At 47.2% G+C, this 24,301-nt stretch carries 23 protein-coding genes; 8 read left to right on the top strand and 15 right to left on the bottom strand.

What is annotated here, in order from left to right; translation table 11 throughout:
- Nucleotides 1–3 precede the first annotated feature (3 nt).
- The 3 genes from pheA to B5E77_RS08815 form a co-directional block, all read right to left on the bottom strand.
- A complete protein-coding gene (gene pheA, locus B5E77_RS08825) occupies nucleotides 4–1,131 on the bottom strand; it encodes a prephenate dehydratase (protein WP_087165008.1) in 1,128 nt (375 codons plus the stop codon).
- Nucleotides 1,132–1,186: 55 nt separating this feature from the next.
- The gene (locus B5E77_RS08820) at nucleotides 1,187–2,473 is read right to left on the bottom strand and encodes a bifunctional folylpolyglutamate synthase/dihydrofolate synthase (RefSeq protein WP_087165007.1); all 1,287 of its coding nucleotides are present in this window, start codon (nucleotides 2,471–2,473) and stop codon (nucleotides 1,187–1,189) included.
- 77 nt (nucleotides 2,474–2,550) lie between these two features.
- Nucleotides 2,551–4,695 (bottom strand): Tex family protein, encoded by a 2,145-nt coding sequence (locus tag B5E77_RS08815; protein ID WP_087165006.1) that lies wholly within the window; start codon nucleotides 4,693–4,695, stop codon nucleotides 2,551–2,553.
- 172 nt (nucleotides 4,696–4,867) lie between these two features.
- Between B5E77_RS08815 and B5E77_RS08810 the strand changes: the two genes are divergently transcribed.
- Together B5E77_RS08810 and B5E77_RS08805 are read left to right on the top strand one after the other, a co-directional pair.
- Nucleotides 4,868–5,269 (top strand): hypothetical protein, encoded by a 402-nt coding sequence (locus tag B5E77_RS08810; protein ID WP_087165005.1) that lies wholly within the window; start codon nucleotides 4,868–4,870, stop codon nucleotides 5,267–5,269.
- Nucleotides 5,266–6,033, top strand: coding sequence for a DUF975 family protein (locus B5E77_RS08805; RefSeq protein ID WP_087165004.1), 768 nt, complete (start codon nucleotides 5,266–5,268; stop codon nucleotides 6,031–6,033). The genes B5E77_RS08810 and B5E77_RS08805 overlap by 4 nt, the downstream gene beginning before the upstream one ends.
- A gap of 118 nt (nucleotides 6,034–6,151) precedes the next feature.
- On the opposite strand, the gene B5E77_RS08800 is transcribed toward B5E77_RS08805, so the two are convergent.
- From B5E77_RS08800 to B5E77_RS08755, 10 genes are all read right to left on the bottom strand, one after another.
- Nucleotides 6,152–6,808, bottom strand: coding sequence for a cyclase family protein (locus tag B5E77_RS08800; protein WP_087165003.1), 657 nt, complete (start codon nucleotides 6,806–6,808; stop codon nucleotides 6,152–6,154).
- Nucleotide 6,809: 1 nt separating this feature from the next.
- Nucleotides 6,810–7,775 (bottom strand): ABC transporter permease, encoded by a 966-nt coding sequence (locus B5E77_RS08795; RefSeq protein WP_242963682.1) that lies wholly within the window; start codon nucleotides 7,773–7,775, stop codon nucleotides 6,810–6,812.
- 14 nt (nucleotides 7,776–7,789) lie between these two features.
- Nucleotides 7,790–8,767 carry an ABC transporter permease gene (locus B5E77_RS08790; protein ID WP_162609675.1) on the bottom strand — a complete coding sequence of 326 codons (978 nt, stop codon included), beginning with the start codon at nucleotides 8,765–8,767 and terminating at the stop codon, nucleotides 7,790–7,792.
- Nucleotides 8,760–10,292 carry a sugar ABC transporter ATP-binding protein gene (locus B5E77_RS08785; protein ID WP_087165001.1) on the bottom strand — a complete coding sequence of 511 codons (1,533 nt, stop codon included), beginning with the start codon at nucleotides 10,290–10,292 and terminating at the stop codon, nucleotides 8,760–8,762. Before B5E77_RS08785 ends, B5E77_RS08790 begins: the two co-directional genes overlap by 8 nt.
- Before the next feature lie 104 nt (nucleotides 10,293–10,396).
- Entirely contained in the window at nucleotides 10,397–11,491 is a 1,095-nt protein-coding gene (locus B5E77_RS08780) for an ABC transporter substrate-binding protein (protein WP_087165000.1), read from the bottom strand.
- A gap of 43 nt (nucleotides 11,492–11,534) precedes the next feature.
- Nucleotides 11,535–12,509, bottom strand: coding sequence for a C-terminal binding protein (locus B5E77_RS08775; protein ID WP_087164999.1), 975 nt, complete (start codon nucleotides 12,507–12,509; stop codon nucleotides 11,535–11,537).
- A complete protein-coding gene (locus B5E77_RS08770) occupies nucleotides 12,506–13,537 on the bottom strand; it encodes a 2-dehydro-3-deoxygalactonokinase (RefSeq protein WP_087164998.1) in 1,032 nt (343 codons plus the stop codon). The genes B5E77_RS08775 and B5E77_RS08770 overlap by 4 nt, the downstream gene beginning before the upstream one ends.
- Nucleotide 13,538: 1 nt before the next feature.
- Complete coding sequence (locus B5E77_RS08765) at nucleotides 13,539–14,426, bottom strand: dihydrodipicolinate synthase family protein (protein WP_087164997.1); 888 nt, start codon at nucleotides 14,424–14,426, stop codon at nucleotides 13,539–13,541.
- A gap of 41 nt (nucleotides 14,427–14,467) precedes the next feature.
- On the bottom strand, nucleotides 14,468–15,151 hold the full coding sequence (locus B5E77_RS08760) for a cyclase family protein (protein WP_087164996.1): 684 nt from the start codon (nucleotides 15,149–15,151) through the stop codon (nucleotides 14,468–14,470).
- Nucleotides 15,152–15,163: 12 nt separating this feature from the next.
- Nucleotides 15,164–15,949 carry an SDR family NAD(P)-dependent oxidoreductase gene (locus tag B5E77_RS08755; RefSeq protein WP_087164995.1) on the bottom strand — a complete coding sequence of 262 codons (786 nt, stop codon included), beginning with the start codon at nucleotides 15,947–15,949 and terminating at the stop codon, nucleotides 15,164–15,166.
- A 322-nt stretch (nucleotides 15,950–16,271) separates the two neighbouring features.
- Between B5E77_RS08755 and B5E77_RS08750 the strand changes: the two genes are divergently transcribed.
- The 6 genes from B5E77_RS08750 to B5E77_RS08725 are packed head-to-tail and all read left to right on the top strand — an operon-like array spanning nucleotide 16,272 to nucleotide 21,725.
- Nucleotides 16,272–17,195, top strand: a complete 924-nt coding sequence (locus tag B5E77_RS08750; protein WP_087164994.1) for a MurR/RpiR family transcriptional regulator — start codon at nucleotides 16,272–16,274, stop codon at nucleotides 17,193–17,195.
- Nucleotides 17,170–18,498 (top strand): hypothetical protein, encoded by a 1,329-nt coding sequence (locus B5E77_RS08745; RefSeq protein ID WP_087164993.1) that lies wholly within the window; start codon nucleotides 17,170–17,172, stop codon nucleotides 18,496–18,498. The genes B5E77_RS08750 and B5E77_RS08745 overlap by 26 nt, the downstream gene beginning before the upstream one ends.
- A complete protein-coding gene (locus B5E77_RS08740; protein ID WP_162609674.1) occupies nucleotides 18,485–18,826 on the top strand; it encodes a UxaA family hydrolase in 342 nt (113 codons plus the stop codon). Before B5E77_RS08745 ends, B5E77_RS08740 begins: the two co-directional genes overlap by 14 nt.
- The gene (locus tag B5E77_RS08735) at nucleotides 18,823–20,064 is read left to right on the top strand and encodes a UxaA family hydrolase (protein WP_162609673.1); all 1,242 of its coding nucleotides are present in this window, start codon (nucleotides 18,823–18,825) and stop codon (nucleotides 20,062–20,064) included. Before B5E77_RS08740 ends, B5E77_RS08735 begins: the two co-directional genes overlap by 4 nt.
- Nucleotides 20,057–21,115: a UxaA family hydrolase gene (locus B5E77_RS08730; RefSeq protein WP_087164990.1), complete on the top strand. Its 1,059-nt coding sequence runs from the start codon at nucleotides 20,057–20,059 to the stop codon at nucleotides 21,113–21,115. The genes B5E77_RS08735 and B5E77_RS08730 overlap by 8 nt, the downstream gene beginning before the upstream one ends.
- A gap of 13 nt (nucleotides 21,116–21,128) precedes the next feature.
- The gene (locus B5E77_RS08725) at nucleotides 21,129–21,725 is read left to right on the top strand and encodes a cysteine hydrolase family protein (RefSeq protein ID WP_087164989.1); all 597 of its coding nucleotides are present in this window, start codon (nucleotides 21,129–21,131) and stop codon (nucleotides 21,723–21,725) included.
- A 68-nt stretch (nucleotides 21,726–21,793) separates the two neighbouring features.
- Here the strand turns inward: B5E77_RS08725 and B5E77_RS08720 are convergent, their stop codons facing one another.
- Both B5E77_RS08720 and B5E77_RS08715 read right to left on the bottom strand, forming a co-directional pair.
- A complete protein-coding gene (locus B5E77_RS08720) occupies nucleotides 21,794–23,002 on the bottom strand; it encodes an aspartate kinase (protein WP_087164988.1) in 1,209 nt (402 codons plus the stop codon).
- Nucleotides 23,003–23,091: 89 nt separating this feature from the next.
- Nucleotides 23,092–24,297 (bottom strand): cofactor-independent phosphoglycerate mutase, encoded by a 1,206-nt coding sequence (locus B5E77_RS08715; protein ID WP_087164987.1) that lies wholly within the window; start codon nucleotides 24,295–24,297, stop codon nucleotides 23,092–23,094.
- Nucleotides 24,298–24,301 lie beyond the last annotated feature (4 nt).

Raw genomic sequence — 24,301 nt, 5'->3', positions numbered from 1 at the left:
CTCCTAATAATTTCCTAATATTTTTAAATTCAGCGCTTCCTCACGGATTCCCCGCAGGGCATTTTTTACCGCGCTGTCATTTAAATTCCCCTCAAAGTCCACAAAGAAATGATATTCCCAGTTCCGATCCGCGATTGGACGGGATTCGATCCGGCACATGTTGAGATTGTTGTAAATAAAGTGCGAAAGCACGTTGTACAGGCAGCCGCTCTCATGAGTGACCTCAAAGCAGATGCTTACTTTTTTCGCGTCCCGGCAGAAGATAGGCTGATTGGTCACAATCAGGAAACGGGTGGAATTCTGTCCGCTCCGGTTGATCCCCTCCTCCAGCACCTTCAGGCCATGCTGCCTGGCCGCAAGAGGACTGGCAATAGCTGCCTGGGATCTGTCCCCGTCCTCCGCCACCTTCTGAGCCGCCATCGCTGTATTCAGAAGGCTGATCTGCTTCCAGTCCCGGTGCTCATCCAGATACTTCGCACACTGCATGAGGCCCTGGGGATGGGAATACACCGTCCTGATATCGGACAGCTCTGCGTCCTGCGTACCCAGGAGAGCATGCTGAATCGGAAGAATCTGTTCGCCTACAATATAATTATCATACTCTCCCAGAAGGTCATAATTGTCATTCACAATGCCTGCGGTGGAATTTTCGATGGGAAGCACCGCATAATCTGCCATTCCTTCCGCAATGGCGTCCATGGCGTCTCTCCAGCGCTCCACATGAAAATGGTTGACATCCTCCCCAAAGAACGCGAACATAGCCTGCTGGGCGTACGCCCCGTCCACTCCCTGGTAGACGACCCGGACATTTTCCTTTTCCAGCTTATCTACCATGATAAACGGCAGCCGCCCCAGAGCCTGCTTTTCCATCAGCTGATACTGGAGCTTGCGGCTCATGGCCATCAGCTGCTTATAAAGCTCTTCCACTCCGTGGCTGTTGAACTCGTTGTGCGTCATGGCCTTTACTGCTTCCAGCTTCTGATTCTCCCGTTCCTTGTCAAGGATTCGCTTTCCGGTGGCTACCTTATACTCCGCCACCTCCCCGGAAATCTCCATGCGCTGCTCAAACAGCTCTACTATCTGCCGGTCTATCCTGTCTATCTCAAGGCGAAGCTCTGTCAAATCTCTCATATTACATTCCTCTCTTACCTTCCCGCGTTTCTTTCCTTCCGACTGTGTCCGGACACTATCCTGCCGTCCGTACCTGCCGGATCAGTTCTCCCAGGTACGACAGGGAACCGAAGGCCAGAATCAGGTCCTCCTCCCCCGCATACGCCCGGGCCCTGCGCACTGCATCACAGAGATCCCCCGCGGCTTCCACATTCGGATTATATCTGCGGACCTCCTCCGCCAGACTTTCCGCCGGCAGCGCCCTGGGATTATCAGGCGTCATGACGGTAATCACCCGCGCAGCCAGAGGCGTAAGCCTGCTCATGACGTAATCGTATTCCTTATCTGCCAGTACCCCGGCGATAAAAATTTTCCTCTTACCGGAAAAATAAAGATCGAGAGTCTCATACAGCCGGTCAGCCGCGTCCCTGTTGTGGGCGCCGTCCACGATAAACAAAGGATGTCTGTCCACCACCGTAAACCTGCCCGGCCAGACTGTTTCCGCAAGCCCTTTCCGGATCTGCTCTTCCGTCACCGTAAATCCGCAGCTTCCAAGGGCTGTCACGGCCTCCACAGCCAGAGCCGCATTGTCAATCTGCCAGCTTCCCAAAAGTCCCGGCTTCAGATTTTTGATGCCTTTATAGGTAAAGCTCTGGTTTTCAAATCCATATTTGATATCCTGAAGCTCTTCCTTTCTGAGCTCCCGAAATTCTGCTCCCTTTTCCCGGCAGACGTTTTCCAGGACCTTACGCGCCTCCGGCCGCTGAACCGCGCTGACTGCCGCCGCACCCGGCTTTATGATCCCGGCCTTTACCTGCGCAATCTCTTCAATCGTATCTCCCAGGAATCCCATATGATCCAGGCCGATCTCCGAAAATACTGAGACCAGCGTCGTCCTCACTACATTCGTGGCATCTGTCAGTCCGCCCATGCCGCACTCCAGCACCACGACGTCACAGTGCATTTCCCGGAACCAGAGAAATGCCATCGCTGTCTCCACCTCAAAGGTGGTCGGATGTGAAAAGCCCTCCTCCGTCATCTGGCGGCATGCCTCCTGTATCCGGCCGGCCAGCCGCGCTACGCCTTCCCTTGTGATATATTCCTCATTGACCTGGATCCGCTCCCGGTAATCAAAAATCGTCGGGGAGATATACCGGCCCACCCGGTAGCCGGCCTCTTTCAGAATTGTCGAAATATACGCCAGAACGGAACCCTTTCCGTTCGTCCCTGCAATATGTACAAACCTCAGATCATCCTGAGGATTTCCCAGGCGCTTCATCAGCTCCGTGACAGATCCGAGACCCAGCACAGCTCCGTACCGGCCTGTATCATCTATAAAAGCTCTTGCCTCTTCGTAGGTCATATTTCCCCGCCTCTTCCTGTCAAAATCCGTTCTAATTATAGTATACCGGGAGATGGATTGCAAGCATAGAAAGAGAGCTAAATCCCCTTCATTGTCAGCGCAATCCGCTTCTTCTGCAGGTCTACGCTCAGCACCTTTACATCCACGATGTCGCCTACGCTTAAGACCTCCAGCGGATGCTTAATATACCGATCGGTAATTTGGGAAATATGAACCAGCCCGTCCTGATGAACTCCGATGTCTACGAAGACGCCGAAGTCAATTACATTCCGGACTGTCCCTTTCAGCACCATGCCCGGCGTCAGATCCTTCATCTCCAGCACGTCCGTGCGCAGGATCGGACGGGGCATCTCGTCTCTGGGATCGCGCCCCGGCTTCTCAAGCTCCTTTACGATGTCACGCAGAGTAGGCTCGCCGACACCCAGCGTTTCCGCAAGCCTTCCATAGTCATGCACCTTTTTGGAAAGTCCCTGAATACCGCCCTTTGCCAGCTCCTCCCTGGACAGCCCCATGGAGGACAGCAGCTTTTCAGCTCCCTCATAGGATTCCGGATGAACGCTGGTGGCATCCAGCGGGTTATCTCCGCCCGTGATGCGCAAAAAGCCCGCGCACTGCTCAAAAGCCTTTGGACCGAGCTTCGCTACCTTCAAAAGCTGCCGGCGGTTCTGGAAGCGGCCGTTCTCCTCCCGGTAGGCCACGATGTTTTTCGCCAGAGCTTTGCTGATGCCGGAAACATACTCCAGAAGGGACGCCGAGGCCGTGTTCAGATCCACTCCCACCTTATTTACACAATCCTCCACGACGCCGGACAGAGCTTCACTGAGCTTTTTCTGGTTCATATCGTGCTGGTACTGGCCTACGCCAATGGATTTCGGGTCTATTTTCACAAGCTCTGCAAGCGGATCCTGAAGCCGTCTCGCAATAGAGGCCGCACTTCTCTGTCCCACGTCAAAATTCGGAAATTCCTCCGTAGCCAGCTTGCTGGCTGAATAGACGGAAGCTCCCGCCTCATTTACAATCACATATTTCACCGGGACAGGCAGCTCTTTGATCAGATCTACAATCACCCGCTCAGATTCCCTGGACGCCGTACCGTTTCCGACTGAAATCAGCGTAACGCCGTATTTCTGAATGAGCTTCTTCAGCACAGCCTTCGCCTCTGCCACCTTATTCTGGGGCGCAGTAGGATAAATGACAGCTGTGTCCAGAACCTTGCCTGTGGCGTCCACCACAGCCAGCTTGCAGCCGGTACGGAAGGCCGGATCCCAGCCAAGCACTACCTGGCCGGCAATGGGCGGCTGCATCAGAAGCTGCTCCAGGTTTTTTCCAAAGACACGGATAGCCCCGTCCTCCGCCTTTTCCGTCAGCTCGTTCCGGATTTCCCGTTCAATGGAGGGCGCGATCAGCCTGCGGTAGCTGTCTGCGATCACTTCCTTCAGGACCGGTGTGGTATAAGGATTATCCCGGACCAGAATCTGCTTTTCCAGATAACGCAGAATACGCTCCTCCGGCGCTTCGATCCGCACCGTCAGCACCTTCTCCGCCTCTCCGCGGTTCAGCGCCAGAATCCGGTGTCCTGCCGCTTTTTTTACAGGCTCCTCATAGTGGTAATACATCTCATACACAGTCTCGGCCTTCTCATCCTTCGCTTCCGAGCAGATCTGGCCCTCATCCAAGGTGGCCCTGCGGATATAAGTCCGGTAGTCTGCCTCGTCTGAGATCGCCTCCGCCAGGATGTCCCCTGCCCCCGCGATAGCCTCTTCCACAGTCAGGACTCCCTTTTCCTCGGACAGCCACGCCTTTGCCTCTTCCTCCAGCGGCTTTTTCGTCAGCTGCAGCCGGATCAGATCTGCCAGGCCGTCCAGTCCCTTTTCCTTTGCCATCGTAGCTCTGGTCCGCCGTTTCGGCCGGTAGGGGCGGTACAGATCGTCCACCGCCACCAGGGTTTCCGCTGCCAGTATCTGATTTTTCAGCTCCTCTGTCAGCTTTCCCTGCTCCTCGATGCTCCCAAGCACCTGCGCCTTTTTATCCTCAAGACCTCTTAAGTAAGAGAGCCTCTCATTTAAGTTCCGCAGAACCTCATCGTTTAAGGAGCCCGTCGCCTCCTTCCGGTAGCGGGAGATAAAGGGAATCGTATTTCCTTCATCGATCAGCTTCACCGCCGCCTCTGTCTGCCAGAGCTTAATATTCAGCTCTTCTGTCAGTTTCTTTAAAATATCCATATAGCTTTTCTCCTTCTGTCAGGTTCGGACTATCACTTATTATAGGCAAAAAACAGCCTGACCGCAAGAAGCATTTGTCTTTCCCCCGTGCCTGTGGTAGTATTAAGTAGATATCCTTAAGGCTGACAAAGGCTTCCGCTGCCAGCTAAGGAAAGCTTCAGGAGGTATACTGATGATCGAACAGATAAATTCGAATCCTCAAATCAACCGTATGGCCGCCATATCCCAATTTATGGGCATCGCTTCCGTGATATCCCTTGGGTTTCTTATTCTGCCGAGCTCTGTCATGGCGCTGCCGCTGGGCCTGATTCTGAGCAATATGGCGATCCTTTTCGCCCACCTGTCCAAGGGCGGAGGCTTCCGCTTCCCGCAGCAGGCCATGGTCGGAATGGGGACAGGCTTCTTTTCCCTTGCCATCTATCTGATCATGCTTCTGATCAGCGTTCTGAGTCTGTACCTGGCCGTTCAGATGTTCGGCCTTGAGACCGTTCTCGATCCGGAGGCCCTGCAGAAGGCACTCAACGATTACCTGAACGAGCAGTTGAATTTTCTGACCACTGGAGGCGGCATATGAAAATCATACCAAAAGAGATGAAACGGCGGGCCCGCATCGCCCTGACCGGAAATTATTTTCCTGCGGTCAGCCTGACTGTCAGTCTGACCCTGCTCACGACCGCGCTGACTCTGCTGATTCAGCAAAGCGGCCTGTACCTTTCAGCCGATCCCCTGAACCAGGTTCTGTACTGGGTTCTGTATCTCATCGCTCTTTTATTTGGCGCTCTCCTGGAAGCCGGCCTGCTCCGCTTCCTCTATTCGTTGTGCAAGGGAAAGCCCTTACGTGAACGGGGAATCCTGTTTTCCGCGTTCCGGAACCAGGCAGACACCTATATTCTGACCTACGCGTTCCGCTATCTGGTATCTCTTGTCTGGTTCGTTCCTTCCCTGTATTTCTATATGCAGCTGCCTGTAGTGATCGATCTGACGGAGATTCCGGCTGACCTGCCCTATCTTCTGGGCATGTCTCTTCTGCTGGCTGCTGTCGCCCTGATTCCGGCGGTCTTTTTTGCATTGCCCTACTGCCTGGCTGTCTATGTGCTCCTGGACGATCCAAACCGTCCTGCCCGGGATGCCCTGCGGCAAAGCCGCAGGCTGACGCGCGGACAGCGCGGCCGCATCTTCCGGCTGTGGCTGGGCTTTCTGCCCCTGTGCCTTCTGGGAATCGGCTCCTTCGGCATTGGTTTCCTGTGGATCCGGCCCTATTTCCATACGGCAATGGGAGAGGTGTATCTGGAGCTGAGAGGGCGGGATGACTCTTCCGATGTCGGACAGCCAAAGTAGAATTTCTAAAAAGATATCAAACACATTATCACATAAGCAGTATTATTGAAAATATTTCCCAACAAAAATGCAGGTGCGCCAAAGATTTTTTTCAAATTCTTCAGCACACCTGCATTTATTACAAAACTAATGCCAGTGCTCTGCACGGCCCTCCTTCTGCTCCGTCAATAGAAATTGGGGCTCCTATAAAAATAAATTCTTTTCCAAGCAATTTATCAATATTACACAGGGCTTCATATAAAATTTTAGAATTGCCATCCAGCAGCGCATGATGAATCGGATACATTTCATCCCCGATATGGTCACAATTATTTGTCTCTATTCCAAAGCCCTTTAATCCAGGATGCCTGCCGAGCCATTTTGCAAACTGTAATTCTAAAACAGGGAATCTTCCATATTGCTCTTTTGTTCCGAATTTTTTCGACCACCCTGTATAAAACAGAAGAAATTCAATTCCTTCCAGGCTCTGTCCCTTCAGGACTTCCTGCCCTATCACTTCACCAGCTCTGTAATGGGAGCAGTCCAACACTCTTCCTCTCCCTACAAAAAAAGCAATTTCTTTATCTTCTGCCCGGAACCCTCCTGCCAGCATGTGAGAAGGACAATCCAGATGCGTACCAAAATGAATACAGAACCCATCCATCGTTGTAATTTCACAGGGATCTCCTTTTCCCAAATCACCGTTCTTCCGGATTTTCATCGGTACCCCGCCCGGAAAAACCAGCATATGATTCGTATATTTCCAGGACAAATCCACAACCTCTTTGTACAGCATTTCAGCGTTCCTTCTTTCTCCCCGACACCACCAGCAAAAGAACAGCTATCAGCAGCCCCTGAACAATCTGCTTTACTGCTTCTGGCATATGTAAAATAGTCAGCAGGCTGTTAATAAGTACCATAATACATACTCCGGCAATTGTTCCTACATACCCTCCTGATCCTCCGGCGATGCTCGTTCCACCTATTACTACCGCTGCTATGGAATCCATGTTATAACCACTTCCCGTAGACATATAGCTTGTACCAGTATAGCCAAGCAGAAAATATCCAGTAATCGCTGCCATAACACTTGCAATGATATAAACAATGAGTGTAACATTCCGAACCTGTATTCCAGAATAATCAGCACTATCTCTATTTGTTCCAATCGCATAAATAGAACGCCCAAGAACAGTGCTTCTCAAAATCACGATTACTGCTGCGGCTAAAATAATCCACACAATTGTCACACCGCTGAAAATACCGCCAAACCTTCCATTTGACAATTGATTCAGAATATCTGAGGTAAATCCTCCCGGCGCTCCATTGCAATAAATATATGCCAGACCATATACAGCAGTTCCGGTCGACAGTGTCATAATCATAGCCGGTATCTTCAGAAAATACACTCCACAGCCATTCAACAAGCCTATTAACACTGCCACTCCTATAACTGCAGCCAGTGCGGTAAAAGTATTCTCGTTCTGCCCGCTGATTATGGCTGCAGCAAGCACATTGCTGAACAGCAGGGTATACTCCAGTGACAGGTCAATCCCGCCCGTTAAAATGACCAGCGACTGGCCAACGCAGACAATCCCAAGAAAAGCTGCCTGTTTTAAAATAGAATAAATATGATCAACTGTCAAAAATCCTGTGCTGACGCAGTTAATAATCACTGCCAGAAGGATCATCACCGCGTAAACAAAGACAACAGGCAGGATTTTCTGCAATTTCAGCTGTCTCAGATCCTGTTCTTTTTCCATGCCCTGTCTCCTCCTTATTTTCTGGATCGAATAGCACTGAATGCAAGCGCCAGTATCAGGATAACTCCCTGAATAACAAACTGATAATAAGAAGATACATGCATCAGGTTTAATAGATTATTAATAATTCCCATAATTCCAACTGCCGCAAAGCATCCTATTACGCTGCTTTTACCTCCAACAAGCGTAGCGCCTGCCACTACCGCCGTTGTAATTGATCTCTGCGTATAGCTTTCTCCTATCAATGGATTTCCTGAAGTCGAATAAAACGAAATGTACAAAGCTGCCACCGCAGAAATCAGTCCGGACACTGCGAATGCCATAATTTTAGTGCGGCCTACCCGAATTCCCGAACATTCCGCCGCCTGCTCGCTTCCTCCAACAGCAAATATAGCGCGCCCAAAATTCGTCCGAAACATCAATATCCAGATAAGGACCGTCATCACTATAACCAGCAGGAACGGGAACAGATATCCCCATCCTCTTGTAAAAAACTGGCACAATTCACTGGGCAATGTTCCTTTTGGCGATGACATGATTAACAGAGCTGTTCCCGCAAATATTGTCTGTGTCGCCAGAGTAGCTATAATGGACTGAATATTCCCTTTTACAACCAGCAATCCGTTAATAATACCAATACCCACGCCAATTATAAGACAAAGAATACTTATCAGAATCCACGACCCAACAGAATCTGTCATAAGTGTCACTGCTGCTACATTTACCATGGAAATGATCGAGCCAACGGAAAGATCCACACCACCCAAAGTAATAACAATAAGCTGGGCGTATGTAATCAGCAGCAAACCAATATTGGAAATCAGCAAATTTCTCAGGTTCCGCGTTCCCCAAAATACGTCGCTGGATAAAGAAGCGAAAAGTATTAGCGCAAAAAAGATTACATAGACAATTACAACCTCACTTTTTCTCTTGTACAGCAGACGTAGATTGTGCTTTGAAAGCAATTTATCTTTAGACATTTCTTTATTCATTCTGTCCATCCTCCAATCCTGTCGTCTTCTGCACTTTCTGATTCATCGCTCCCCGCATAATATTTTCTTCTGTTATCAGAGCGCCTTCCCTTTCTCCAAGTTCTCCGGTAATCCGTCCTTCATATAAAGTCAGCACCCGGTCACACAGCCCGATTGTTTCCATCATATCGCTTGTATAACAGAGAATCGCCACGCCTTCATCAGCCAGACTGCGAAGCAGCCGGTATATTTCCTGCTTTGCTTCTACATCGATTCCTCTTGTCGGTTCATTTAACAGCAGAACCTTTGGCACATCCTCTAATATTTTTCCAATCGATACCTTCTGCTGGTTCCCTCCCGACAGATTCACAACATTCTGCAGCAAGCTTGCAGTTTTAATATTCAAACGCTTCACCATCTGATTTGCCTGCTCTGCTTCCTCTTTCTTCTTGATAAAACCAAATTTCTGCCGTCTCCTCAGGCTGGCCATGCTCAGATTATCGCCTACAGACATTTCCAGGCAAAGCCCCAGTCCCTTCCTGTCTTCAGGAACATAACCAATTCCCAGCTTCATTGCCTTGCGTACATTATGATAGACAATTTCTTTCCCGTTCAATTTGACTGTACCAGATGTCCTTCTTCTGAGACCTGCAATCGCCTGAAACAGCTGTGTCTGGCCCTGTCCGTCCAGCGCTCCAATCCCTACTATTTCTCCCCTGCGTATCTGCAGATTGATATTATGGAAATGAGCATTATCACTGAAGTTTTGTACCTCAAACATGACCTCCGCATCCTTCTGGGTATTTTTGTGCGGAAAAATACTTTTCAGTTCACGCCCAACCATCAGCTGTATAATTGTATTTTCATCTGATTCCCTCAAATTTACTGTATCAATATAACTTCCATCCTTTAAGATAGTAGCATAATCTCCAAATCGAAATATTTCTTCCATTCTATGGGAAATAAACAAAACGGTTTTTCCCTGGCTTTTCAGTTCCTGAACAATCTGATACAATTTATCCACCTCTGTAGACGTCAGCGTAGAGGTAGGCTCGTCTAAAATCAGAATCTGAGGTTCTGCAGCCAGCGCCTTTAAAATCTCTACCATCTGCTGCGCCGCAATAGGCAGATCTGCAGTTCTTGCATAGGGATCAATTTCAATATTATATTTTTGAGCTATTTCTCTTGCAGCCCGAAGAAGCGCCCTTTCATCCGTAAACCCCCTTTTATTGCCCTGATTCAGGTAAATATTCTGCGCTACTGTCAACTCCGGCAGCAGCGACATCTCCTGATATACCATTGCAAGGCCGTTCTTTTTTGCTTCTATGGGATGCCGGAAATTTACTTTTTCTCCGTTAATCCAGATTTCACCGGAATCCGGGCGATACATTCCTGTTAATATTTTTAACAGCGTGCTTTTCCCTGCTCCATTCTCTCCCTGCAGTACATGAACCTGGCCCGGATAGCATGTAAAAGACACATCTTTTAAAGCATGTACGCCCACAAAAGTCTTATCAATATTACGTACTTCTATCGAAGGTCTCATAGTGTTGTCCTTTCTGCCATATCGGACTTCCGGTTATGGAATCTGAGATTCCATAACCGGCATTACATCCAAAATACTCTTCTGTCAAACCAAATAAGCTCTGTTTAATTAGGGAACAGTTCCTGAAGGATATCATCCGGCAGATATGTGTGTACCCAGAAGTTATCATTCAGATCCTCTCTGTAAAAGTCTGCTGCTGTATCAATTGTTACAGGATCCTCTTCCAATACAATTTCCTGTTCAACCTCTTCGCCATTCAGGATATCGATTGCATAATCCAGTGCGATTGCGCTGATATATGTGGGATTCGTAAATGCCATAGTCTCTAATCCTTTATCCTCATTCTCCAGCCACACTCGAAGGAACCCATTACTTGCTTCACCTGTCATCGGCACAAAATCACGTCCGGCGTCAATATAAGCATCAATCGCCGCCTGTGTCATTGCTCCGCCCTGAGACAGGATTCCGTCAATTTCCGGATATGCCGAGAGTATATCCTCCATTGCAGCTTTTGCCGTTGCATAATCCCAGTCCAGATTCAGCGTTGCAATCACTTCAGCAGTCGGGCACGCTTCCATCAATCCATCGACTCCGCCATTATGCCTGTCTGCATTGATCTGATTGCCCTCAGTTCCATCCAGGACTACTACCTTTCCATTTTCAGGAATTCTTTCACCCAGCCAGGAACCACTGGTATATCCCAGTTCATAGTCTGATACCACAACTCTGCAGTCTACTTCCGCCGTACAAGACTGATTAAAGTTTACAACTACAATGCCTTCATTCCTTGCTTCTTCTATTATGGAATTCAAGCCATCAGGCGTAATACAGGTAACTACAATCGCGTCACAGCCCATAGTAATCAAATCGCTGATATCTGAAATCTGCTTGGACTGATCACCATTCGCCTGAAGCATTACGTAATCATCAATTACTCCCTGCTCTTTAAGCTGTTCTGCATGATACTCAAACTCAGCCTCCATCTGTACACGCCAGGAATCTGTCAGAGAAAAATTAGAAAATCCAATGGTATAGCCGCCACCGGAATCCGCCGTCTCTTCCCCGCCGGCTGCTTCCGCATCTGTATTTTCCTCTACAGAAGCCTCTCCCGTTTCTGCGCTTCCCCCTGAGCCGGAACAACCGGCAAGCGATGCTATCATACTCACACATACAGCCGCAATCAATAACCTCTTTTTCATGTTTACCTCCTGCCTTTCTTTATAGTTTTTACTATTGATTATGTTATTTCACACGATAAACTGGCTCGCCCTTTATCAATGCTGAAACAACATTAATCCCCACCTTTTTCTGAAGCTCTGCCAGCGCCTCTTCAGAGCACCATGCTACATGAGGTGTCAACGCTGCTTTCGGATGACGCAGAAGCTTCGAATTTTCAAAATCTTCTGTGCAAATCACATCAAGCCCCGCATAACTGACCCTCCCCGAATCCAGTGCCTGAATCAATGCATCTTCACAAATCAGCCCGCCTCTTGCTGTATTTACAACTACAGCTCCTTCTTTTATCACGGCAAACTGTTCATAGGAAAGCATATCCTGTGTTGACGGACTCAGAGGCACATGCACAGAAAGGACATCCGCTTTTTTCAAAACCTCTTCCAAAGTCATGAATTTTACTTCCGGATGACTATTAACATCCTGGAAATACGGATCATATACTACAATCTCCGCAAAAAAGTCTTTCATTTTTTTTGCTACGTCACGGGCAATATTCCCAAATCCCAGAAGACCCAGAACCGCATTTTTCATTCTTTTCATTGGCCGGACAGCATTCATATCAAAGGTCCCCGAAAGCAGCATGTCCCTTGATACGGTAATTTTTCTCATAGCATTCATGATGTGTGCTATTGCTGTGTTTGCCACTTCATCAATGCAGTAATCTGGCACGTTGGCAACCATAATTCCTTTTTCTCTGGCTGCGTCCAAATCAATATTATCTACACCAATCGCATAACGCGCTATGATTTTACATTTTTCCATGCTTTGTATTACCTGTGCCGTTATCTTGGAAAACTGCACAACCAAAGCATCACAATCTTTTACGTATGGAATCAGCTCTTCTGGATTAAAAATTCCTCCAGGAACTATTTTGGTACAGTCTATAATCTCTACCGGTTCCCCCAGCTTCTCAAATTCCTTTAACTCAGCATCCAAATTTGGATAATAATAATCTGAAAATACGATTTTATAGCCGCTCATTTTACAATCCCTGCCTTTTTTGCAATTCTCAGCATGCCTTTAATACTGTATCCATCAATCTCTTCACTGTCACTCACGGTCGTAATATGGATTTCCGGCATTGTTTCATGAATGATAAATTCATACAGACGGCAGCGTTCCTTCTGTCCAATCAGGTAATAATCTGTAATTTTCTTATCCGACAGCATATCCAGCTGATTCACTGACAGCATGTCTTCCGCCGCCACAAGAGCGTCAAGGAACAAAAGCCGTTCATACCACTTTGTATCAAGCAATACATCCAAAAATCTCGGAAACATCAATGTCCGTGCAAGCCCCACTTTTTTATTCCAGTAAATGGCATCGCGTACAATCTTCTCATCAAAATAATCTTCTGGCCACGCCTCGCTGCTATCACCCTGGATTACAGATTTATGGAGAAATGTTCCCTGTGTTACAGACTCAAACAGCTGCCCGCTCATTGTACTCAGGCTTCCCAATATCATTCCTTCTTGATCTATGGGAATAAACTTTGTATGGCTGGAAAGTACCACAGCCATAGCCGGAAGCTGAAATCCCGGCTTTTCCATAAGCCCCATCATCTGCGTCTCTTCGCCGCGCATAAAATCCAGTCTTCCGACAATGGCCGTAGGATCTTTTCCATCATCCGGCACAGGATTGCGGATACCCCGCACAAAATAGACCGGTATTCCTTCAATAATTCCTGTATCTTTGACTTCGGCCATGGAAGCTGCCAGCTCGTCTTCTCCTCCAGGCGCATCCATATGCGGCAGCTCGCATAAACCAATTTCTGATGTTATCATACCGCTGGACAGAACTGCTTCGATTTCTCCAAGTTCAATTCCCGACGTTTTTACAGCTTTTTCAACAATTTCTTTGAGACCGCTTCTAAGCGTATTTTTGCTTCCTGTCACAGATGTATCTTTTACGCCTACCGTCTTCTTGGCCGTTCCATATACTGTTCCTTTTCCATCTACTATATACGCCCTCGAATTTGTCGTTCCGCAGTCGATGATTACATAATACATTTCAGATTACTCCTATTCTTTCTAACCCGTCCCTGACATTTTTCATTTCCACATCACTTGCTTTTACGAAAGGAGCTCTGGGATATGCCTTTATAATGCCGCGGATTTCTGCAATCGCATAAATTGCAAGCTGTGTAGAGCGGGCCAGATACATGATGTCACGCAGTTCATTAATCTTAAACTGAATCTTCAACGCTTCTTCTGCCTTACCCTGTATGGAAAGCTGATACATATTTTCACAAAGCTCAGGAAATACATTGCCGATACCAGGAATATACGCCTTACATCCCAGAGAATGAGCAGAAATCCATAAAGCTTCTGTTCCCAGCGCCACATCAAAGGAATCATCCGCCAATTCTCTTTGATAGGTAGCATACTTCAGCATATCGAAGGTTGCGTCTTTAATTCCGGACAATCCTATTTCCTTCAGCTGTTTCAACACATAAAGGCTTGTTTCATACCCTTGAAACCCAGGATTATGATACACATAAAACGGAAAATCCTTTGTTTCTTTTAAAACACTCTCATAATAGTGAAAAAGATCTATGTCCTGATATTTGTAATAATATGGTCCTACTGCCGATGCTGCATCACAGCCAATATCCTTGGCATGCAGAGTTAATTCGATAGTGTCTCTTGCATTTGTAGTTCCTGTGTGAACCACTATTTGTGTCTCCGGCTTTGCATGCTTCTTAACAATTTCTGCAACACGCTTCCTTTCTTCCAGCGACATCAGGGCTCCGCATCCATAAGACCCACAGATAAACAAGCCATCTACTCTTTCTGATAAATACTCTACAAGTTTTACCAGACTTATTTCATCCAATTCTCCATTTTCAGTAAATGGCGTAATCATTGGAGGTATTACACCTTTCAATTTAAAACTCATGTCGTTTCTCCTATTCTATTTCTCGTTTGCACAGCCTTTATCTATACGACAGCAACCATTGCAACAGGACCAGCTTCCAGGCCAGCCCAGCGAACCGGAAATGCACAGATTTCTTTCACCCCTGATACGTTCAGCAGTTTCCCTACATTCACATCCTCAAAGATCAGAAGAGTACGTTCCTGATTTTCTTCGTTTACGTCCAGCAGCGCATGATGTGCCGGATATCCCATCTGTCCTCCCAGGACAGAACTGTCCACACTCAGGACATCCAGCGCTATTGCCTTCAATTTAGGAAGTTCTTTCCGTATATATCTGGCAAGCTCTGCAGACAGATATGGAAAATCATTCATAAATTCTTCCGGAGCAGTATCCCGCAGTTTAGAATAGCCAGTATAAAATAAAAGAATATCACAATCTGCAAGCTCTGCTTCTTTTCCTTTCAAATCATCCAGTGTGATTTGCTCTCCCTTTTTCTTTGATAATTCTAGTACACAGGGCCTGGTAAAGTAAAAGTCCTCAATCGCCAGCTGCTCTATTGTAGCCCCCTTAGCATCAAAATGCCTTGGCGCATCCACATGCGTTCCATTATGCAGATGATGATATACCGAAGATGTCGTGTTGATGTCCCCCTGCTCCGGCGATGTTATTGCGTAATATTTCTCATCCGGATTCGTCGGCCATTTAGGTGCCGTCTCGCTCAATACATAGCTTAATTCAATAAGCATATTTTCCTCCTTTTAATAATTTCCCATGTAGGGCTGCCCCGTATGTGCCGTAATGCCTCCATCCAGAGGAATGTTTGCTCCCGTCAGGAAATCACATTCTCTTGACGCAAGAAACACCGCAAGATTTGCCACCTCTATTGGATCAGCAACATATTTTACCGGATAAGCATTCTTAAACTTTTCTTCTGCTCCCGGCACTGAAGTAAAGGTGTGCTCCAAAATCTCTGTGCGCACCGCTCCCGGGCAAATCGCATTCACACGAATTCCGGAAGCAGCATAGTCGAGCGCCATACAGCGCGTCATATTGGTAATAGCTCCCTTAGCCGTATTATATGCGACCATATCTGTATCACCCAAAAGCCCTGATACAGAAGACATATTTATAATGATACCCGAGCGCTTTTCCAGCATTTGTGGAACAAAATAGTGACAGCATAAATATACTCCCCTTACATCTACATTCATAATGCGGTCCCAATCCTCTGGCGTTGTCTCATGAACTTTTCCAGTCTGATGAGCCCCCGCATTCGTAAACAATACCTCACATCCTCCAAATTCTTTTTTTACATATTCTGCAAATGCCTTTACATCAGCTTCCACACTTACGTCACAGCGTACAAAACGGGCCTTCCCCAAATACCCGCTCTGCTGCAGTTCTTTTTCGAATTCTTCCCCCTTCTCTTTCCTCCTTCCGCAAAAAACCACCTGCGCGCCTTCCTCCACAAAGCGGCGGACAGTTTCTTTTCCTATCCCACTGGTTCCACCTGTTATTACACAAACCTTCCCTTCCAATCTCATTCGTTTTCACTTCCTCCTGCTAACCTTCCAATTTTCTTCCACCTTCATTGCTTAAAAAGAAAATTTTTTCCTAATTTGTCTCTCCATCGCCCCTAATTTAGGAATTTTTTTCTTTTTGTAATTTGAATTATGTAACGTCTTGAATTATTTGTCAAGTATTTTATAGATAAAATATTATTTTTGTGCATTTTGCTGTATTTAGTAAAAAAATTTTTTTCTTTTTTCCAGACTTACATTGACAAAAATAACCTCTCTCTGATATAATTTTATGGAACAAAATGTAAGCACCTGATAAGTATAAAAGCCACAGGAGGTTTATAATATGCAGTCCATACAAAATGAATCTGGTTCTTCCAGCTCCATATTTTCTCTTATCCGGGCAAATTATGAAGCAATGACCAATAAGCGCCGTAAAATCGCTGATTATATCCTGGAACATCCCGACGAGACACTCCAGTCAACCATCAGCACACTGGCGCAGCTGACAGGCGTAAAGAGCGAAGCGTCTATTGTGCGTTTCTACAAAATGATAGGCTTTGACAGTTATCAGGATTTCAAGCTTCAGCTGGCACAGGACCTGTCAGGAAATACCTTTTCACATTCAGTGGAAGATATTCATCTTGATGATTCTGTACAGGATATACGTCAGAAAACTATTTTCAATTCGATCGCCTCCTTATCCTCCTGTCTGGAGCGGCAAAAGGATCAAGATTATGAACAGGCCGTTCGGCTGGTCTGCAATGCCAGCCGTTTAATTCTTCTTGGATATGGCGCCTCAGCTCCTATCTGCAACTATGCTCATTTCCGCTTTCTGGAGCTGGGGCTTAACTGTCACTATTCTCCCGACTCTCACATTAACGCCGCACTTTTATCCCAGCCCAACCAGGGTGATGTTATCCTGTGCGTATCCGTATCAGGTAAAACTTATGATATTGTGCGTCAGTTAAATAAACTGCCTGCTTACAAAGTTCCTGTAATTTCTTTAACTGCTACTGAAAACTCGACCATCGGCAAGCTTTCAGATGTAGTTTTTCTAACTAAAGCCCGCGAAACGAGCCTGCTCTCCGACGCAATGTACGCCAGGCTCATTCAAATGGCTACCATAGACACTTTATACATACTTCTCTCGATTCATATGGGAAGCAACGCTCTTCTCCACCTTTATCAAACTCGTGAAATCTTTCGTGATTTTAGGGACAATGAAAAAAAGGAGGACACAAATGCACATTTATTTCCCGCCGAATGATGTAAAAATCGAAGGGATGGAAAATATTTTCATCCCTCCAATGTACCTCATACGGCAAAATTATTCGAACTTCAAAATATCCAATCTAAAAGCTCATATCATCCAACAGCTTAAAAAATTGGACATAGATTCTTTTCAAGGCAAACGCATCTGTATCACTGCAGGCAGCCGCGGCATCCCTCACATGCCGCTCATTTACAGAACTGTCTGTGATTACCTCCGCGAACTTGGAGCCAGCCCCTTTCTAGTGCCTGCTATGGGCAGTCATGGCAATGCCGATGCAAAAGGCCAGCTTGAAGTTCTGGCCTCTTATGGGATCACCGAGCAATCCGTAAACGCTCCTATTTTAAGTACCATGTCAGTCATACAATACGGAACACTGGACGGAAATCTTCCTCTTTACTGCGATGAGTATGCCGCTTCTGCAGATGGAATTATCATCATGCACAAGGTCAAACCACACACTGATTTCCGCGCCGAACACGAAAGCGGTCTTGCCAAAATGATTGCCATAGGTCTTGCCAATCACAAAGGCGCCTCCACATTTCATAAGCTCGGTTTCGAGCACTTTCCCCAATACCTTCCACAGACAGCTCAAACATTTATTCACAGATTCCCGGTAATCGGAGCAATCGGAATCGTTCAAAATGCTTATGACGAAATTTGCGCCATTGAGGCAGCCCCTGGCAGAGACCTTTTAGAACTGGACGCCCGTCTGCTTCAATTAGCCAAAGAACGAATACCTGCATTCAAATTTCACGATCTGGATCTGCTGATTATAGATCGTATTGGAAAAGAAATCAGCGGCTTCGGAGCCGATCCCAATGTAACAGGACGTACCAATGGAATTCAGAAGGATTTTTCCAAAATTCTGAATTTAAAACGTCTTTTCATAGCAGATTTAACAGAAGATACTCATGAAAACGGATGTGGCATAGGCGCTGCAGATATCACTACACGCCAATGTTTAAATCACATCAACTGGTCCACTACCTGGACAAACCTGATCACCTCTAACGGCATTCAGGGAGCAAAAATCCCTCTGTACATGAACACTGACAAAGAGGCTATCTTGCTCTCCATTCGAACCTGTATCGGCTCTGATCCTTCCAATATGCGCATTGCCAGGATAAAAAACACCCTTTCTCTCCATGATATACAGGTTTCCCCTGCTTTGTACCAGGAACTTAAAGGGCGGAATGATATAGAACTCCTTGCAGAAGCCCAGCCTATGGAATTTGATGCAGACGGCTTTTTGATACCCTTTAAAAAGGCAGGTGAAAATAATCTTGAGAAACTCTAATTTCTACCCCGTTATTTTTCTGAACCCCAAAGATAATGTTGGTACAGCTATTCAGGATATTCCTTTGGGCACTCCTGTATCAAATACAGTCGCAGCCACCGAAAAAATTTCTTTTGGATTTAAGGTGTCTCTGGCTGATATCACCGCAGGAGACATTATTTACAAATATGGAATTCCCATTGCAAAAGCAGTAAAAAACATTCCTGCAGGCTCCTGTGTGCATATTCACAACGCCAAAAGCCTGTACGACTTGCGTTCAGCAGCCTTCGACTTCCGAACAGCAGCACCGGAAGATATGAATTATCAATTATGGGAGGATATGGAATGACGCGTAACTCTTTCAGCCATTTAAAGAATCAGGCTATTGGCACAGGGTATTTAAGAAAAGACGGTCGTATCGGAATCCGTAACCGCCTTTTGATTCTGTACACTTCTCCCTGTGCAGAATTTGCTGCCCGCAAAATTTCCCAGGCATTTTCTCCAAATACCGTTGAGGTGTTAGGCTTCACACGTAACTGCACAAGCTCATTTACGGAAATGAAACTGAAAAAATATCTCACACATCCCAATATAGGAGGCGCGCTGATTGTAAGCCACAGCTCAGAAGGTTTGGACAGCAGTAATCTGTTGAAGGAGGCCCTGTTGTCAGGGCGGTGTGCAGCTTTACTCTCGCTGGATCATAATCGAGGTATTGCCAATTCTATTAACCAGGGGCTTCTTCTCGTCAAAGATCTGCTGGCTTCCCTGTCTGTCAATCCTTCTCAGCCTCTGCGTTTTTCTGATTTAATCATCGGAGCAGAGTGCGGCGGTTCAGACTTTACTTCCGGCATATCAGCCAATCCATTAGTAGGCCGCCTGTTTGATATGCTGGTTGATCTGGGAAGTACTGTTTTATTCGAAGAAATGTATGAAGCTGTCGGCCTTAAGGACTATCTGATCTCCCGCTGCCAAACGGCAGAGGCCGCCAGAGAAATTTCCTGTACTTATGATAAATTTTTGAAATATTCTAAAGAGCATAATCAGTTTTTTATTACTCCCGGAAATATGAAAGGAGGCCTGACTACTATTGAAGAAAAAAGCATGGGAACTGTGAGCAAAAGCGGTTCCCGGCCAATTCAGGGTGTGGTTAAAATCGGGCAGATTCCAAAGAAACCGGGACTTTGGCTCATGGATTCTATGAGCGATACAGAAGAAGGATGCGGGCCTTATATCAGTGAAGATGCCACAAGCCTGCTGGTCTATCCCTGCTGCGGTACGATTTTAAATATTCTCACAAGCGGCCGCGGCCACCTGATTAATACTCCTGTTACACCTACACTTAAAATCACCGGAAACCGGGAGACCTACTCCCGCCTCAGTAACGATATTGATTTCGATGCCAGCCCGATGCTTTACGGAGAGAAGAATCCGGACGAATTGGCGGATGCTCTGTTAGAACTGGTTCTTCAAACTATAAACGGGCAGCTCTCAAAGGGTGAAGCCCTCGGACATCGCGATGGTTTTATCAACCATGAAAAACAGTTTTCTCAGATAGCACCATACACAGGAGGTATCATTTATGGATGACCTTTTCTTTTCCGGCTACGAAAGAGCCGATGGACAAATCGGCATTCGAAACTCCATACTTATTTTATATACTGTCAACTGTTCTGCTTTTGTTGCACAGCAAATCTGCCGCGCAGCGCCAAAAGATATTCCTGTTCAGGTAATCGGAAACGGCAGCTGCTTCGACAACCAAATTATCATTTACCGAATGCTGAGACTTATCGCTCACGGGAATGTGGGCGCTGTTCTTATCGTTGGCCATGGCTGTGAATTTATTCAGGGGAATCTTCTCTTAAACTATGCTGAGAAGCACAGGAAACCAGCTCGGATACTGATGGATCAAAATTATGGAACTTCGCGTTCCATAGAAATTGGGCTTTCGCTTCTCCAGGAGCTTTGGACTGAGATAAAATTTCTGCCTCGAAAGCCCCTGCCCAGCTCACGCCTTATTATCGGGCTTACAAACGGAGGGCTCCCCACATTTTCACACATACTTTCAAGCTGCCTGCCCCAGCTTTTGAGCAGCGCTCAGGCCGCCTGCTGCTCGGTACTCTTGAACCTGCAGGATTTCCTGACCGCCCAATCTATGCAGACTTTCCAAAGCCTAAAAAGCGAAGAAGAAATCTCACACTTTAAAGCTGCAGTTCTGAAGAACATACCTTTTGCATTCCAAGGAGTACTGAAAATTTCCCAAATTCCAGATTGCTGTGGTCTCTGGCTTGTAGACCCCCTGCAGGATCGGCATGCGGAAACCGGTATTGCTGCTACATGCCCCATCGACCAGGCACTGGATCTCATCTGCAGCGGTGCACATTTAGTCATGCTCCCCTCTAATGGACACTTTGTAATTGGAACCGCTATTGCCCCTGCACTGATTCTGATTCCAGAATATATATCGGAAGCCTGTATGGAAGAAATAGATTTTACAATCAAAGAAAAAACGTCTATGGAGACTTTATGGGAAACACTTCGGCCCGTTTTGAATGGAGCCTTCACTGCATCTGAAAATTTGGGGATGTATGATGGATACCTGTTAGGATCCGCTCAGACGTTTCCGGAAAAAATATCTTAAAAGGAGAATTATTATGAATTCTAAAGAATGTGCTTTGCTTATCATGCACTGTCAAAATGATATTGTTCACCCAGATGGCCTTTACAGTCATTCAGGTGTTTATAAACAAATCGAGGCAAACCGCACATTAAATATCATTTCTGATTTAGCTGACTTCTGCCGAAAAGCAGGTATGCTGGTTATCTATATTAACAATGAATTCAAAGAAGGATACCCGGAACTAGGAGAAGCCAATCTTCCCATATGCATTGATTCAAGAAACGCTAATGCATTTCTCGCTGGCACTTGGGGCGCTGCAAATCCAGAAATCATTCAACCTAAAGAAAAAGATCTTGTCATCAAAAATGTAAATACCAGCGCTTTTTCCTATACTAATCTGGACCAAATTCTCCGCGCCAAAAATATCCGCCATTTATATCTGACTGGCTGCGCAACAAATTTTGTTGTAGACAGCACTGCTCGATATGGAGCTGAACTAGGATATCAAATCCATGTGGTGGAAGACTGCTGTGAATCATTTACAGAAGAGATGCACCAATTCGAAATCCAATATATCATTCCCAAATTTGGAACTGTCACCTCTTCAACAAAAATAAAGACAGAGCTTTAAAAACTTCACAGCACCTGCAGTGTTTCAACACAGCACTGCAGGTGCCACAAATTAAAACTTTTATTTCTTTACTCCTCCAGGCCAAACGCGTCATGCACCGCATTCACTGCGCGCTCTGCGTCTCTCTCATCAATCAGAACCGTCACACGGATCTCAGAGGTAGAAATCATGTTGATATTGATGTTGTTGTTGTAAAGGGCTTCAAACATCTTTGCCGCTACGCCCGGGTTGGACATCATGCCGGCTCCCACGATGGACACCTTTGCCACATCCTTGCGGCAGGAGATTCCCTTTCCGCCAAGGCGGCTCATATTGCCCTCGATGAGCTTCACTGCCGTATCTGCGTCGTCACGGGATACGGTAAAGGAAATATCCTTGCTGTTCTCACGTCCGATAGACTGCAGGATAACATCCACATTGATATTTTCCTTTGCCAGCAGGTTGAAAAGACGGAACGCCATACCCGGCTCGTCCTTCAGGCCAATCACTGAAATTCTGGCTGTATTTCTGTCCAGCGCTACTCCGCTGATTAACATTCTCTCCACACTTGTTTCCTCCTTAACGATTGTTCCTTCGTGATCATTTAAGCTCGAGCGTACCACGAGCTGTACGCCATATTTCTTTGCCATCTCTACCGAGCGGTTATGGAGCACGCCGGCTCCCAGCGTCGCCAGATCCAGCATCTCGTCATAGGTAATCTCATCCAGCTTGCGGGCCTTCGGAACCACTCTCGGATCCGCCGTATATACACCGTCCACGTCCGTGTAAATCTCACACTCATCTGCGTGCAGCGCCGCCGCCAGCGCCACTGCTGTCGTGTCAGAACCGCCGCGGCCCAGCGTCGTGTAGTTGTCGTACTTGTTTACGCCCTGGAATCCGGTGACGATGACGATGCGCCGATGCTCCAGCTCATGCATGATACGGTCCGTATCGATGCGCTTTAAGCGGGCGTTTCCGTGCACCCGGGTGGTGTGCATCGCAACCTGGAAAGCGTTCAGAGATACCGCCGGAATATCCATGGTATCAAAGGCCATGGCCATCAGGGCCACAGATACCTGCTCGCCGGTGGTGAGCAGCATATCCAGCTCCCGCTTGGGCGGATCCGGATTGATATCCTTCGCCTTCGCAATCAGTTCATCTGTGGTTTTTCCCATCGCGGAAAGCACGACAATGACGTCGTTGCCCTTTTTAAAGTCCTCCGCGCATCTTCTTGCCACATTAAAAATGCGCTCCTTGTCTCCCACGGAGGTTCCGCCAAACTTTTTCACTATCAGCATAGATTTGTTCTCCTCATTTTATATAGTAGCTTAACTCCTGCAGCTTCCTCCGCCAGATTCCTTTTGGCGAATCCGCTGGCTTCGGAGTGTCAGACCTTCTCAAACAGCCTGTCGATGAGATCGCAGCCGCGGGATACCACCAGGCCGCCTTCCCGGGCCGCCTTCTCGCTGTACGCCTCCGGCCCTGCATATTCTTTTCTGCTGTCATAAATCAGGAAGGGAACCGGTTCTCCCGTATGAGTCCGGACCCTTACCGGTGTGGGGTGATCCGGAAGCACCATCATCCGGTATGCTTCCCCTGAAGCGTCCAGCGCCGCCTTCAGGTTCCGGATCAGGCGCTGATCGAGATATTCGATCGATTGCACCTTTCTCTCCCAGCTTCCCTGGTGTCCCATCTCGTCCGGCGCTTCCACATGCACGTAGACAAAGTCGAAGCCGTCCTTCAAAAGCACGTCCGCAGCAGCCTGGGCCTTGCCCTCATAATTGGTATGAAGCTGGCCGTTGGCGCCTTCCACCTGGATATTCGTCATTCCGGAGCCCACTGCAATTCCCTTCAGCAGATCGACCGCGGAAATCATGGCCCCCTTCTTCTGGTTCTTTTCCTCAAAGGAGACAAGCGCAGGCCGTGTGCCCGCTCCCCAGAACCAGCAGGAATTTGCCTGATTCAGCCCCTTCCTCTTCCGTTCCAGATTAATCGGATGGCGGGAAAGAATCTCATAGCTCTTTTTCTGCATCTCCCGGAGCTTCTCGTCTGCAGGAAGATACGCTCCCACCTTCTGTCCCAGCACATCATGTGGAGGGGTGAGCGGCACGACGCTGCCCTTCTCCCAGATCAGCAGATGACGATAGCTCGTTCCCACATAAAAGTGATAGATATCATCCTCCAGCTCTGCCCGGACCGCGTCCAGCAGAACAGCCGCATCCTCTGTGCTGATTTCCCCGGAGCTGTGGTCAAGAATTGTCTTTTCCTCATAGGGCTCATCCCCATCTGAGACGGTAATCAGATTTGTCCTGAGAGCCACGTCATCCGGCTTCATATCCACGCCGATGCTCAATGCCTCCAGAGGAGAGCGCCCTGTATAGTATTTCTTCGGATCATAGCCCAGCACAGAGAGGTTCGCCGTATCACTCCCAGGGCTCATGCCCTCCGGAATCGTATAAGCCAGGCCGATCTCTGAAGCCTTTGCCAGCGCGTCAAGCTCCGGCGTCTTCGCATATTCCAGCGGCGTAAGGCCGCCAAGCTCCGGAATGGGCTCGTCCGCCATGCCGTCTCCAAGAACAATCACATATTTCATAGCG

Source organism: Lachnoclostridium sp. An131, from assembly GCF_002160825.1.
Lineage (GTDB): Bacteria > Bacillota > Clostridia > Lachnospirales > Lachnospiraceae > Laedolimicola.
This window is presented reverse-complemented; position numbering and strand designations above follow the sequence as displayed.